The following is a 13,304-nucleotide window of genomic DNA, read 5'->3' as shown; positions in this document are numbered from 1 at the left end:
TATGTACGAAGACAGCGACGAACGGAAGCTGAGAAAAAAAGGGCAGACAGAAATGAAGCATAGTATTCTCAGTCTCTATCTTAACCCATGGATTAAGAAAATCAGCATGGTTGACTCTAATTTGCTTTTTGTCGATGGGTTTGCTGGTCCTGGACGATATCCTGACGGGTCGCAAGGGTCACCGCTTATTGCGATGGATATGGCTGATAAAATGCTCTCTACCGCTAACGGAATTGATGAACGGCTTGATTCATTTAAGTGTATTTTTATTGAGAAAGACCCTGAGAACTTTGAGAAGTTGAAACAGTCTGTCCAAGAGAAAGAACAAGTTGTAGATGACCGTATTGATCCCATCTGTCGACCCGGAAAGTTCGAAGACTGGGCGGTAGATTTCACTGAGCAGTATGAGTATGGAGTACCACCACCATCCTTAGTGTTCATAGACCCTTTCGGATATGGCAATATCCCATTTAGTTTAATTACTGAACTCTTCCAGCTTCGAGATCAGAGTTTAGAGCTGTTGATCACATTTATGGCTGGAAAGATGGCACAGTGGATGGAAGATTCAGGCCACCAGAAAGCGATCTCTGAGGCACTGGGCTCTACGGAATGGCAACAGCGCGTTCCACCCGATCTCGGCAAAGACGAACGGGCCGAGCGATTTTCATCCATCTATCAAGAACAACTCAAAGACAAAGCTGATGCAAAGTTCACGATGCCGTTTGAAATGGTGGAGGAGTCAAAACGACAGACCTGCTACTATCTTATTCATGTGACGAACCACTGGCAGGGGCTGAAAGTGATGAAGGAAACAATGTTCAATGCTGGAGCAGACGATGAGTTCGCGTATTTAGGACCGGACCATACCGGTTACGAGGACGATCAGCTGTCATTCGCGGAATTCGGCGAAACCAACGATTTTGAGGAGCGCGTCGAGGCCTTCGCTCGAAGCCTCTATTCAACATACAAAGGAGATGAGATTGTGTTTCAGGATCTTCTGGAGGAGACGCTGGATCAAAACGTATTCAAATTAATGCACTACCGGTCCGCATTCCAAATCTTAGAAGCAGAAGGTAAGTTAGAGGTTGAACATAGACCCCACAAACCAAACGGTAACAAATCACGTGGATATGGGCGTGACGACATTCTCAAGTTTGTCAATATGTCGCTGTCGAATTTCACATAGTCGGCTGGTAAACGATTTCGTTTGATTACCCGGTAGCTGAGACCGCTATCAAATCGAAGATAGCCTTACATTCAAATAAGTTTTCACTGGTCTACCCGGATTTTTCTGCAAATGACCTCTCTTATTTGATTTATAAGATCATTCCCTTATTTTCACTCAGAATATAGGAAAAACACCTCATATTACCTGTAGTCGAATTTCTCTAATTCGGCCGAAGTTCGTATTTCTCTTCTCGGCGACGGAACGCTTCGTCTCCTCCTTCAAGAATGTCCTTAGCTTCAGACCGGATATCGGGATCTTCGAGAGATCCAGCTTCATACTCTATTGTTCCCTCATCGAACGATGAAATAATAACCTGCTCAGAGTCCGTGTTGACGACCAAATTTGCGTCGTGAGTGGCAATGAATATCTGCCGATTCAACTTCGCTTTCCGAATAGCATCAATGAGTTCTTCGTAGACGAAACGATTGTCAAGATTGTCTTCAGGTGTATCGATAATGAGCGGATTATCACCCTCAGCCAAATATATTTTAAGCAATACTGTTCCTTTCTGCCCTCTGGACAGTTGGCCCATGGGCGTACCTTGGTAGAAAACCTCTTCCGATAGAGACAAATAAGTGTCATATAGTGTCCCATCGAATTTGATAGGTTCGATGTCAGAAAGGGTGTGTTGACGGAATGCCTCCATTGCTTCGAGATATTCGCTAACTGCAGATTGGAGGTTGTCTGGTTGGTTACCCTGAATAATAGCACGTAATTTCCGGACCTCAGATTTTATATCCTCACTATTATTTGAGCGCATATCTATAAGATCAGAGAAATCATCAACCAGATCATCGGCGATTTCAATTTTCGGCTCAAACTCCACATCCCCAAGGATGCCGCCGTCGTCACCCGTAAACTGGGCTATGATATCCCTGTACAACGTGCGCCGACGGAGGTATGCAGAAACATATTCTGCGAACACCTCTGTACGTTCATTACGTAATTCTGTGACCCGCTCTAGCTCCTTCTCTGAATCTTTGACAGCACCCTCAAGATTATCAATCACATCTTGAATTTGCCGCTGTTCTTCTCGAAGATCTGCAAGTTGTTCTTCAGCATCTGTTGAGTCATCCAACTTGTCTTCAATTTTATTCCGAGAGTTTGATATCTCATCACGAAGTCCGGAGATGTCGTCCGCCAAGGAGTCAATGGCATTACGGTGCCCATTGAATTCAATCTCCGGAATATCTGAGTCAATATCTAGGTCACCGAATTGGTTGTCTATTCTTCTGACTTTATTATTGAACGAGTTAACAGAAGAAAGGTCCTCTCTCGCAGAGTCTACTAATGCCTCTAATTCATCTACCCTCTCGTTCTTTTCACGAAGGGAGTCCAACTCGTCTTGGAGACTTTCAGTTTCTGTTTCCTCCAACTCAGCCTCGTGATTTTGCTTGAAATCCTCGATTTCTGACTTTTTGTTATCGAGACTTGTCTGGGCTTCTTTTAGCTGCTTCAGTTCTTTTTGCAGTTCCTCACGTACGCTTGCAGGATTGATGTCGTGAAGTTCGGCATTCAACCGACGGAGTTTGTCGCCAAGTTCGCTGATTCGGTTCCCTTCTGATTTGAACTCATCTACCGTGTCAGAAGACTCCTTGGTGGCAGATCCCGTCACTAAATCATTTATTTGGTTGTGAAGTCGGTTCCCCTGCTCACAGTATTCAACTATCTTTCCCTGTGGGATATACGATATATCGGCCCCATCTACGAACTCAGCCGGTTCACCCAACGCAGTCTTCGTGAATGGGTCCAAGTCTTCAAAATCAATCCCAGTCTGAAGTCGAGTATTCGAATCTTCAATTCTCGCAATAAATGAGTTTCCACCACTGACAGCGGTATTGCGTCGGTCTTGGAAACAGTTCGCGATTAGATCTAAGAGCGCAGTCTTGCCCGTCCCCTGGCTCCCGATAAGCGTGATTAGATTCGAGTTGAACGGGATTTCTGTATCGCCGATAGTAAGATTTTGGTTGACATATCCATCGTCTATTGAAAATGAGCGGATGGTTTGGATTTGTGTGAACGATTTTGGTGATGAGTCAGAGATGTCGAGCCGGTCTTGGGGCTCGTAGACAACCTGCTTCAGACCGTCAAAGGTATGATTGGCTTTTATCCAACAATAGCGGTCCTTATTAGGCACACAGAGCGATTCGAAATCATGACTGTCTGATGATGAAAAGACTGGCTTCAGCGATTCGAATTCGTCTCTAAACTCTTCAGGCGATAGATCCCCTTTACCAGTTGCCCACCGAAGGTCAGACGGGCTGTTAGAGAACAGGGCATGGCTTTTAGCGAGCAGATGGCGTCTCTTCTCTGCGTCTTGACCTTTCCAATTAATGTCGCTCCACTCTGCGCCAGACATTACGATAAGATATTTTCCTGAAAAAAGGTTCGTTGACTCCAATTCATCGATTATATCATCGAATTTGACACGTGCGTATTTACACCCTGCAACATAGTCAGAACAGGTGTCATTATGATATTCTTTGGCTTGAGCCCCGAGTTCTCGCAACGACTCGGGGCGAAGGGTGCGTTCATCACCGTGATTTATAGTTACCTTGAGGTTGCGCAAGAACTCTTTCCGGATGTCGCTCACCGAAAGTTCATCTGAAAAAATAACATGAAGATTGATTCGCTCTCCATCGGCAGTGATAGTATCGAGTCGAAATTCGATATTGGGAAGGACTACATCAAAGTTGTCGAGTCGACCAGCAGACCGGAGTTTCTTAATGAGCTCATAGCCCTCAAGCGAAAAGTAGTCGGTGATACCTAGGCAATCAATGTGACTGATGGACTCCAGCTCATCAACGTACTTTGCCCATATCTTTTCGTTATGACGCTGCGGCTTGCTGACTCCATTCAACGTATCTAGTGCAGCATACTGCTCACGTTCTTCAGCGCCCATTCTGAAGTCGGATTCAAAAGAAAGCGGCGTATGGACGTGTAAATCCCATTGGCTCCACTCAGACCCTCGATTGAGACTCATGAGAATCCTGTACAGCCATGGATAAATAGTATTTTTCAATAAATATAATCGACCAAGCCAAGGAACAACCGTTCTGGGCGAAAGTGCTATTGAACTATTCGAAGGACAATTAGCCGTTTCCCCGCCGTTCAAGTCCGCCGCATCGTCGTCACGACCTCCCGACCGGTCACCCGCCACTGACAGCCGTTCCAGACAGCTTCCACACGCTCAAACCCACCATCACTCCGTGGTTCAAACTCGATCTTTCGCTTGGGGCCACGGACGGGCTCGTAGACGAGGCCCCTTCGCGTCGGCAACCGACACCTTCCTCATGCTTCCACTGCCCAGACCAGATCGTCGATAAGCTGTATGGGTTGACCGACGAGGGGATCGAGATCGTGGAAGGGGCTGTTGGGGAGTGAGTGGTTCGGTGGGTCGTGGCTAACCAACACAGAGTGTAATTCAGCGTAACTTGTTGGTTAGCGACGGCTGGGGGACGGATTTTTGTTGCATAGTGGTTGGTAAGTATCAACTATTCGTGAACAAATTTATTGTCAACTTAGCTTCCATGTTTGAGGTAGAATCGCAGGATAGAATCCGCCCGAATAAAAATCGGTGACCACAGAGTACTTTCGAACATGGATATCTCCCCATCCGATGTCGAGGACAAAACCACGCGAGAAGTCCTTCATGAACTCATTCAGTACGTCATCACGACGGATGAGGAGATGCAGGAGAAGACAACCCGGAGCGGGGGCCAAACCGACCTGAATATCTATCTGTGTGATAATCAGGGGTACGAAATTGGTGACCTGGATACGTGGATTACTGGGCTCGCCGAGAGCGATAGTGTCACCAGCCATGCTGAGAACTACGTCGCGGAGCACACCTTCTCTGAAGAAGTTGCTGACGACGACGTATCGCTGGTTACCATCAAAACACCAGCCAAGAATCGTACCGATGAGTTCGTTTTCGTCACGAACGATAGATACCTGTGGGTTCTAACCACGGTACATAGCGATTGGCGGACAAAGACGATTGAAAACCTACTGAGGTATCTGCCATGCGTCGAACGGCTCTACCTCTCGGCCGAGAATTTAGAGGCACTAACCGAGCGTATCCAAGATTCACGTGTCTCTGGGTTCACCGCCAAGTATCACGCCCCAAATCGGGAGCGAGATGCGACACTCATGTTCTCCGGGGCAGAGGAAGATGACCTCCAGAAAGCCGAAGATGCCTTCGACGCGAAACCAACGCGCATCGAGTTCGATCAGACAAACTCGCCAACGACAGCTATCCAAGGCTCGAACACGAACGAAGGCCGGTTGACGATGCGGTCTGTCCGGCGGGGCTCCGAGGGGAAGGCTGTCGAGACACTTCTCGGGCTCACCAAGGGATATCAGGAGCTTGACCGTCAGAGCTTCGAGGTCGAGCACTCGCCACAGCGCCGTGATCTTGAGAGTGGATTCACCGTTGAGGGGTTCACTGCGGTGGAGTTGACTGATCCAGACCGGTCGTCGGCGACCAATAAAGAGCTCATCGCTGATCTTGAAGAGAACGTGCTCAACGGCAACCAGTATCGGTATGGAATTCGCGACAGTGGCCGCAAGATCCGGGTCTACGACACTGAACATCAGGAGACGTTTGATGTGGCGCTGGAGCCGCCAAACCTGATTCTCTACGCGCGTGAAACGACGACAGCGCTTTCGCTACGGAGCTTCGTTCGCGATGTCTACGACGATTTGGACTCGACTTATTCACTGAGCAAGTCGGACAACCCGGTGGCAGTACAATAGACATGGACGAGGTGACGGAAGGTATTCGGCAACGGCGGGAAGTGAACGCATACAACCTGTTTTACTCCGCTGTCACTGCCCGATCCACACCGTCGCTCGCCAATCATGGGGTCCGGATTCCGATGCTGTTCCCGAAAATCGAAGACCGGACTGCGGATGTAACAGCTGAACCAGACTTCGTACTCTACGATGGTGAGACGTGTGTACTCGCAGAAATCAAGAGCGGACACAACATCGAAGGGCGAGATATCAAGCAGATGCGAGAGTGTGCTGATGTCGATATCGAGACTGCCGAGTCAGCACTGAAAGACGCACAAGTACAGGATCGCATGGGCTACACTGGGACGGTCACAGCCGTTGAGCCGGTCATCGTCTATCAGGATCTGGACGCCGCGTATATCGAAGAAGCCGCCGAGGAATCGACACAGTTCCAAGACAGGCTTGAAGAGCTGACGAACTATGCCGTGTTGATGACACAGGACTACGGTGACCAGCTCCGGCCGCTGAGGGGAGAGTTCAACGAGTCAGGGAATCTGCAGTCATTACTTCGGCGAGGGATTCAACTGCCACAGAACCCGCCAGATCAGATTATGCTCACTGAGGGTATGGAACACGAAATCCTCGCGATTGCCATTGCCGACGTGTGGGGTGAGAAAGCACTAGATTATGCTGACGGACTTGAAGTGAGTCGGACTGAGGTGCGGGATTACTTTTCCCCACAGCATAATGTGAGGCTCACAGATCTCGATTTGGTGTTTGATTTTCTCGTCGAAATCGGTGCCTGCGAGCAAGTTGAGAATCACACCTACCGATTCACTCGGGATCGGTTTGATGCAGTGCTTGACGTGGAGCCACAGGTACTCTCAGAGCCAGTAGAAGACTATCTGCATGGGACCGAGCAGATGTCGTTGACGGATAACTTCGAGAACAAGTAGGGATTTATAAAAGACTTCCAATATGTCATGATCTTGTACCTCCGTTCTTTATCAACTCTCACATACTGTTCCGATAGCCAATACAACGAAGGTAATAAATCAGATTGACGTGTTAATATAGACAATTGGGCCTGGAGAAGTCATTTACATGGTACAAATCAGCAAGGTTAATCTTCAAAATTTCAAAACCCACGAGAACCTAATCTTTGAGCCAAATAATATAACAATCGTCACGGGTAAAAATAATTCAGGAAAAACTTCGCTTCTTGAAGCCATCGAATTGTGCTTTTCTCCAGACAATGTCCGGCGTTATGAGGGACTAGTTGAAAATCTAATACGGTCTGGAAGCAACGAATCAACTGTCCGCTGCGAATATTCCGGCGCAACTGGACAGGCTAAACTGACCGAATTTATCGACGAAGGAGCAACGCAGGAACTAATCCTGAAAAGACTGAGCAACAATCAAAAGCACTCAGTTGCTCGCCAACTCTTCCTCAGACAGATTAATTCGAATAGGGGAGTTGTGCGTAGATTAGTTGATGAAGAGGGGGACCAAAATATACGTTCTGAGCTAAAATCGCTGCTACGTAGGGCAGTAGAGATTGTGTTTGACGAGATGCGCTCTGATGAGGAGGTTGATGAATATGTGAGTGGCGGGATATTGGTTGAACAGTCAGGAAATCAAGTTCCATTTTTGTACTTTTCTGATACCTTCTCAGATCTTATCGGTGATATTGCAGACACGTTTTCTAGTTCAATTTCTGAATCGAGCGCTTCTATTACCGTGGATGAACACGAAGTTCAATGGGCTGTGGAAAGCCTGTTCAGAGGACTGGTCGTAGGTCGATACGGATCAGGAAACTTTGTAGGCACTTTAGAAAGCAATGCTGCCGTTAAAATGGTAAGTGAGCTCGATATTGCTGAGAAAGATATAGAGGGCCATGAGGAGAGTTCCATAGTCCTCTCAAGAGTCGAAGACTCTATTCGGAAATATAACCTTCTACCGGAAATAAAGTCGTTCAATAGCGAAGATGTAGTATTTAATCAGGACAACCAACGTCATCAGATTCCGCACAAATTTATGGGAGATGGGTTCCGTGCGATTACTGGGCTTCTGTGGGAACTTCACGTATCAGAAATGGAAGAGTATGTTTTGCTTCTTGAAGAACCGGAAAACAGTATGCATCCTGGGTATATAAAGAAACTAGTCCATTTCTTTGTATCTGTAAGTCGAGACGAAGGTGTCCAAATGATAATAACTACACATGATGTAGATTTGATTAACGCATTTTTGAATCCAACCTTAGATGAAACCGAATCATATCTAGAAGAGAATCTCGGCATATTGAAAATTCAAAAGTATGCTGCGCAGCATCTAGATTTTGCAGAGGCGAGGAAACATCTTAATGAACTGCATCTTGACTTAAGAGGAGAATGAGCAAGAAGTTAATCCTCTGCGAAGGAAAGTGGGATTTGCGACTTCTGAATGAGTATATAAAACACAGAAACTTAGATTTTGAATTGGAGACATTTTCGGTTGAAGATATTGAAGGTCAGGACAAGAGGGGAAAAGAATCAGATATGATTCAATCGTTTGGGAATTCATACTATCCCTGTGAGATACTCATTAAGTCTGAAAACGGAAGAGAAATACTCAAAGATGTATACAGCAACGAGATACATGGGTTTCTTGAGAAAAGTTTTAGTATAAATTTACTTATTGATTTGGATCACTGCACTATTGATGAGTGGCTTGATGAAGTAAATAAAAAGACCAATTTCACTAATGAAACTAACACTCTAACCGAATGTGAACTGGTGGCGACTACAGAAATGGTGGGATATCGCTGCCGTATAGAAGTGGGCGGGAGAAAACGGGGTGAAGTTATAATATCAGCATTCAGAGACAAGATGGAAGAGGCCGCGGGAATAGATAAGGGAATTCATGATACCAAGGAACAAAAATTTAGCATAATTAGAGAGTATGCACAGTGCGGGGAGCTGGATTCTGTTCTCAGCAACACCATATTTTGATATGTCGGATAATAAATTGTCTGTGGTAGTTCTGTCTCCATCGTAATGCAGCCTATACTGTCGCCGCGACGTGCTGATACTCAGCCTGCGACGGCGTCGGCTGCAACGTCAATCCAGCGAGCGCCAGCTCCCGAAGAACCTCCGGCGGAACCCCATCAGCATCCCGAAGCACCGCGTCGAGCGTCCATTCACCGTACTGACTAGCACTCGGCGCAAGCACGTCCACCGACTCAGTAGCCACTTCCTCACGAATGGCCCGCGCTGCCCGCCACACTCGCTTGCGTTCTTCCACAGTACAGCTCATGCTTCCACCGCCCGAACAAGATCACCGACCAGCGAGCCACCGACGTGCGGGCCGATGTCCCAGCCGCGCTCGGAACGCGTATACTCGCACCACTGTCCGAGCGTCTCGAACGGCGTCGCCGCCAGCTCGACTGTCTCGGCGTCGCCATCAGCCGTGACAACAGCCACGGCGAACTCGTAGCTGTCCCAGTAGTGGGCTGCGCCGTCGCCGTCGACGCCGAGAAACAGCGGTCGACCCTGGGTGAGTAGTTCGCGGGCGGTACGTTCTTGTGGATTGGATTGCGTAGTTGCCATTGGTTCTTTCCTGGAACCACGCGCCTCGGTGTCCTACCACCGGGGCGATTTCGTAAGAAATCGACCAGCGGCGCGTGTGTTCCTGTACTTAGCTTATGTTACGCCACCACCATAAATCCTTTCCATGCGGAAACTAACTTAGATATGTAGTATGAGCACGGCACACGGGAACCAGAGAGTGACCGATCGAGAGCTGCTGGAAACGTTTGAAAAAATAGAGGGGCCATTCGTGACTGCTGGTGAACTCTCGGAACACCTACCAATCAGTCGAACGGCTATAAACAAGCGCCTTAACCAGTTATGGAATGAAAATAGAATCAACCGAAAGAAGCCGACTTCAACGATGGTTGGTTGGTGGCTGCCCGAGGATCAGGATTGCTCTGAAAGGTAGTTACGGCCCTCATCAGTGAGCCACCAATTACGAGTTCCACCCGTCATTTTGCTATCCAAATAGCCCTTCTCTTGTAGCTTCTCAAGCCGGTTGTGAACGCCTTGTCTGGATAAATCAAGGGTTTCAGTCAATTCTGTCGCATGCATGAACGGGTCCGGGCAGAGGGCAAATTCTCTGAGTATTTCGACATCGGAAACTGTCGGTTTACGGCCCGGATCTGGCATTGTATGTGGTATAGATACCTACTTAGAAAATATCAGCGGTCTGCCTTTAATAGACGCTTGGTAATTGGTTGTCGTGCGGAAAAGATTAAGTGCAGTCAGTGTAACAGTCTGGGATAGGCGACGCCTACTCGCACACAGCGGCGTCGCATCGACCATGACAACCCGCAAGCCCACCTACGAAGAGTCGCATCGCTCGCCAGCCTCGATTTCCGTTCAGTCGGAAACCGCCAGAGGGCGGTCCTTCCGTTCACTTTCCGTTCATCGCCTGAGCGGCCCATGAACACGCCACAGCGGGCCACAGACGAGAACCGACCGCGAAAAATCGACTTCCGTTCACGCGCGCCCCAGACGCTTCCCATGTCCTGTCCCAGTCCCAGCCAGATGCATACCACCGGAGGCCACCAATGACGACCCACTACGCACTGACGGGTTTCCAGCGCGACCTGCTCGAAGCCATCGCCGTCGTCGACGACGAACCCTACGGCCTCGCGCTGAAAGACTACCTCGACGAGCGCTACGCCGACCCGATCAACCACAGCCGCCTCTACCAGAATCTCACACAACTCGCCGACCAGAACCTCGTCAACCGAAAAGAACTCGACGGCCGCACCAACGAGTATACGCTGACTGATGCTGGCACACAACTCCTCCAGCATCATGCCGACACGCTCGCCGGCCTGTGTGACCAGCCCCGACCCATCGTTGGAGGTGGCCGACAGTGATTCTTCATTATCGTCACAACAACACCATATCTATTTTATATTCTTACCAGAAAGCATATTCCGGGCGACGATGGGCACAGAACGAGTCGCCCGGTTGTTGTCAGAGGCACGCGCGGGTTCTGGGTCCAATCCAGTCGGTGGCTCAGATGGGCTGTCTGAGCGAGTTGGGCAGTGACCCGAACCCATTTACACGTACTGCACGTTCAACAATTAGGTCTTATGTCACCAGAATAGATAGCTTGAGCCGTCTAACCTCCCGGTTTGCTGGCTTTCCCACGACAGAATATAACGGCAACAGAGTCTCGGCTTCGCCCAGTTGCCGTCAGAACGTACTGTTCAGCTATCCGAAGCAGCGGACGGATGGTGGACAGCCATGGAATGGGGCGTGGCGTGTCCACCGTTGGGGGTCGTCACCAGCGACGACAGGTTCTGGACCCAAACCAATCGATGAATTTGGGGGGAGTCAGCAGGAAGTGGGGCGGGGACCAGAACCTAACCAAACGATATGTGGTTAGTAAACAAAAAATCTGTGATACCGTCCCGCTGTTTATTGATTCGCTGCCGAGTGGCCACCCGCTGACAAGCCGTTTATCCCACCGGGAGGTGGCGCTATGACGCCCCAGCCCACCGTCGGCGAAATCGTCGCCATCACGACCACCGACAGCGACCCCCGCTTGCTCGTCTGTACTGCCGACGCCAAGCAGGCCACAGGCGTCTTGCTTGCCGACCTGTCGACCGAGACAATCCACCGACTGCGAGCGTCTGAGCCAGACACAGCCACGCGCCGGCAGGTGGCCACCGCCGTCGAGCGCGCTGACGAGTGCCTGTCGTTCACCGTCCCACTGACAGACTATGCGCGAGTCGAACGCAACAGCAGCCCTCCTAGGCCGTTCGCGGGAGAGAAGCAGTAGATGGCCCCGAAAACTACGGTCACGACTGAACGCGACACAGCGCCCACACAGCCTGACGAGCGGTGGCTCCGCGACGTGACCGGGGCCCTCGTCCACGACATCGGTAGCAAGCGTCCAGCGGTGATCGAGATGTGACCCGCTACGGGATGCCCACCAGCGTCGCTCCTAGCCGGCGTTGAGGCTGGCAGGTGCTCAAGCGTCACTCCAGCTGCTACCAGATACCGGTCCCAGTCAGCGGTGCAGCGCCAGTCGACACCTCGATAGCCCGTGCTGTGGTCAGCACTGCTCGGTTCGATTCCGAGCACGGGTCCTGTGGTCACAATGCCACGACAAACAAACCCCAACAACGACGGCACCGACGACACAGCCACCGACAAAGCCCTCGCCGACCACCTTGACATGGACATCGAACAGGATGGCACTGATACCGACGACCTCCAGTCACTTGTCAGCGAGCTCGACGACGAGGTCTCACCCCCCGTTTCGAGTGTTCTTGAGACGCTGGTCACGACCATCGACGACCTCCAAGCCCGCGTCGACGACCTCGAGGCCGACCTCGAACAGACCCACGAGGTTGCGACGACAGCCGTCGGTGACGCCGCCGAAAACGAGAGCCGCCTCAACGACGTCGAAACCCAGCAGGAGACCACCCACGATATCGCCAAGAGTGCCATCGCCAAGGCCCAGCAACTCGAAGCCGACACCGACCAGCAAGAGGACGCCGAGCAGCTGCCCGAGGGCATCGAACCCAGCAGTTCGCCACTGGATTTCTTCGCGAACTGCCGCCAGTCAAAAGTCAAGACGATGTTCGTCGAGCGTTCGAACCGACAGAACACCTATCGGGCGATTGCCGTCGCCAAACGCTGGCCGGAGTTTGCCACTAAGCGTACCGACGGCAGCGGCGTCTTCATGACGAAAGCCGATCTGCAAACGGCTTTGACTGCCGAACTCGGGAAAGAGCCCCATCGCCAGACGATCAAGCGGGTCTGGGAGACACTCGTCGAATTGGGCGGCGATGATATCGTCGAGAAAACCCGGCAGGTCGGACGAGACCAGACGAAAACGGAAATCCTCGCGATGGATATGAAGGTCGCTGAAGGACTGCTCGAAAAACGCTACATCGGCCTCGATCTGTTAGAGAACAGCGACCACAAAGCCGCGACGGGTGGCGTCACACCCGTTGTGGTGGAGTCCTCGGCCTGACCCTGTGACGGACACCGACGAAGACGGGAATCGGCACTAAATCGACGCTGTCGGACGCGGTGGCACGTGCCCTGCCGCTGCCGACGCCACTGTTTGGTAGCTACAGGAACCGGGAGCGATCCCTTGGTTTCAGGAGTGTAGTGAGTGGTCGTAACACGAACGGAGCGACCAGAGCAGTTCGCTGGTTCACAACGGGTGTGACGGACGCTCCTCAGAGACGGTTACCAGCATTGGACGAGAACAGTCCAGCGGGAGATTTGGAGCCTATCGATATCTTCTATGTATTGAATCAACCGCTGGA

14 protein-coding genes and 1 pseudogene are annotated in these 13,304 nt (G+C 50.4%); 10 read left to right on the top strand and 5 right to left on the bottom strand.

The window, feature by feature from the left end; all coding sequences use genetic code 11:
* Nucleotide 1: 1 nt before the first annotated feature.
* Nucleotides 2-1,186 (top strand): three-Cys-motif partner protein TcmP, encoded by a 1,185-nt coding sequence (tcmP, locus tag Har1129_RS04095; RefSeq protein ID WP_151099528.1) that lies wholly within the window; start codon nt 2-4, stop codon nt 1,184-1,186.
* Between the two features lie 202 nt (nt 1,187-1,388).
* Here tcmP and Har1129_RS04090 read toward each other — a convergent pair whose 3' ends face one another.
* Together Har1129_RS04090 and Har1129_RS21300 are read right to left on the bottom strand one after the other, a co-directional pair.
* Nucleotides 1,389-4,211, bottom strand: a complete 2,823-nt coding sequence (locus tag Har1129_RS04090; protein ID WP_151099527.1) for a TrlF family AAA-like ATPase — start codon at nt 4,209-4,211, stop codon at nt 1,389-1,391.
* Between the two features lie 128 nt (nt 4,212-4,339).
* Nucleotides 4,340-4,523, bottom strand: a pseudogene (locus Har1129_RS21300) (hypothetical protein).
* Nucleotides 4,524-4,828: 305 nt separating this feature from the next.
* On the opposite strand from Har1129_RS21300, the gene Har1129_RS04080 reads away from it, so the two are divergent.
* The 4 genes from Har1129_RS04080 (at nt 4,829) to Har1129_RS04065 (ending at nt 8,955) form a co-directional block, all read left to right on the top strand.
* Nucleotides 4,829-5,986, top strand: a complete 1,158-nt coding sequence (locus tag Har1129_RS04080) for a hypothetical protein (protein ID WP_151099525.1) — start codon at nt 4,829-4,831, stop codon at nt 5,984-5,986.
* A gap of 2 nt (nt 5,987-5,988) precedes the next feature.
* Nucleotides 5,989-6,921: a hypothetical protein gene (locus Har1129_RS04075; protein WP_151099524.1), complete on the top strand. Its 933-nt coding sequence runs from the start codon at nt 5,989-5,991 to the stop codon at nt 6,919-6,921.
* 148 nt (nt 6,922-7,069) lie between these two features.
* A complete protein-coding gene (locus Har1129_RS04070; protein WP_151099522.1) occupies nt 7,070-8,359 on the top strand; it encodes an AAA family ATPase in 1,290 nt (429 codons plus the stop codon).
* On the top strand, nt 8,356-8,955 hold the full coding sequence (locus tag Har1129_RS04065; protein ID WP_151099520.1) for a hypothetical protein: 600 nt from the start codon (nt 8,356-8,358) through the stop codon (nt 8,953-8,955). Before Har1129_RS04070 ends, Har1129_RS04065 begins: the two co-directional genes overlap by 4 nt.
* A gap of 52 nt (nt 8,956-9,007) precedes the next feature.
* Here the strand turns inward: Har1129_RS04065 and Har1129_RS04060 are convergent, their stop codons facing one another.
* Nucleotides 9,008-9,259 carry a hypothetical protein gene (locus Har1129_RS04060; protein ID WP_151099518.1) on the bottom strand — a complete coding sequence of 84 codons (252 nt, stop codon included), beginning with the start codon at nt 9,257-9,259 and terminating at the stop codon, nt 9,008-9,010.
* Nucleotides 9,256-9,552 (bottom strand): hypothetical protein, encoded by a 297-nt coding sequence (locus tag Har1129_RS04055; RefSeq protein WP_151099517.1) that lies wholly within the window; start codon nt 9,550-9,552, stop codon nt 9,256-9,258. Before Har1129_RS04055 ends, Har1129_RS04060 begins: the two co-directional genes overlap by 4 nt.
* A gap of 151 nt (nt 9,553-9,703) precedes the next feature.
* Here Har1129_RS04055 and Har1129_RS21295 point away from each other — a divergent pair, with 151 nt between their 5' ends.
* Nucleotides 9,704-9,943, top strand: a complete 240-nt coding sequence (locus Har1129_RS21295; protein ID WP_151099515.1) for a winged helix-turn-helix transcriptional regulator — start codon at nt 9,704-9,706, stop codon at nt 9,941-9,943.
* Here the strand turns inward: Har1129_RS21295 and Har1129_RS04045 are convergent.
* On the bottom strand, nt 9,922-10,167 hold the full coding sequence (locus Har1129_RS04045) for a MarR family transcriptional regulator (protein WP_151099514.1): 246 nt from the start codon (nt 10,165-10,167) through the stop codon (nt 9,922-9,924). The two genes, Har1129_RS21295 and Har1129_RS04045, sit on opposite strands and share 22 nt — an antisense overlap.
* A gap of 404 nt (nt 10,168-10,571) precedes the next feature.
* Between Har1129_RS04045 and Har1129_RS04040 the strand changes: the two genes are divergently transcribed.
* The 4 genes from Har1129_RS04040 (at nt 10,572) to Har1129_RS04030 (ending at nt 13,003) form a co-directional block, all read left to right on the top strand.
* The gene (locus Har1129_RS04040; RefSeq protein WP_151099512.1) at nt 10,572-10,889 is read left to right on the top strand and encodes a PadR family transcriptional regulator; all 318 of its coding nucleotides are present in this window, start codon (nt 10,572-10,574) and stop codon (nt 10,887-10,889) included.
* A gap of 611 nt (nt 10,890-11,500) precedes the next feature.
* Nucleotides 11,501-11,800, top strand: coding sequence for a hypothetical protein (locus Har1129_RS04035; protein ID WP_151099510.1), 300 nt, complete (start codon nt 11,501-11,503; stop codon nt 11,798-11,800).
* Nucleotides 11,801-11,935: a hypothetical protein gene (locus Har1129_RS21145; RefSeq protein ID WP_255518328.1), complete on the top strand. Its 135-nt coding sequence runs from the start codon at nt 11,801-11,803 to the stop codon at nt 11,933-11,935.
* A gap of 186 nt (nt 11,936-12,121) precedes the next feature.
* Nucleotides 12,122-13,003 carry a hypothetical protein gene (locus Har1129_RS04030; RefSeq protein WP_151099509.1) on the top strand — a complete coding sequence of 294 codons (882 nt, stop codon included), beginning with the start codon at nt 12,122-12,124 and terminating at the stop codon, nt 13,001-13,003.
* The last annotated feature ends 301 nt before the right edge of the window (nt 13,004-13,304 follow it).

The organism is Haloarcula sp. CBA1129 (assembly GCF_008729015.1).
Lineage (GTDB): Archaea > Halobacteriota > Halobacteria > Halobacteriales > Haloarculaceae > Haloarcula.
This window is presented reverse-complemented; position numbering and strand designations above follow the sequence as displayed.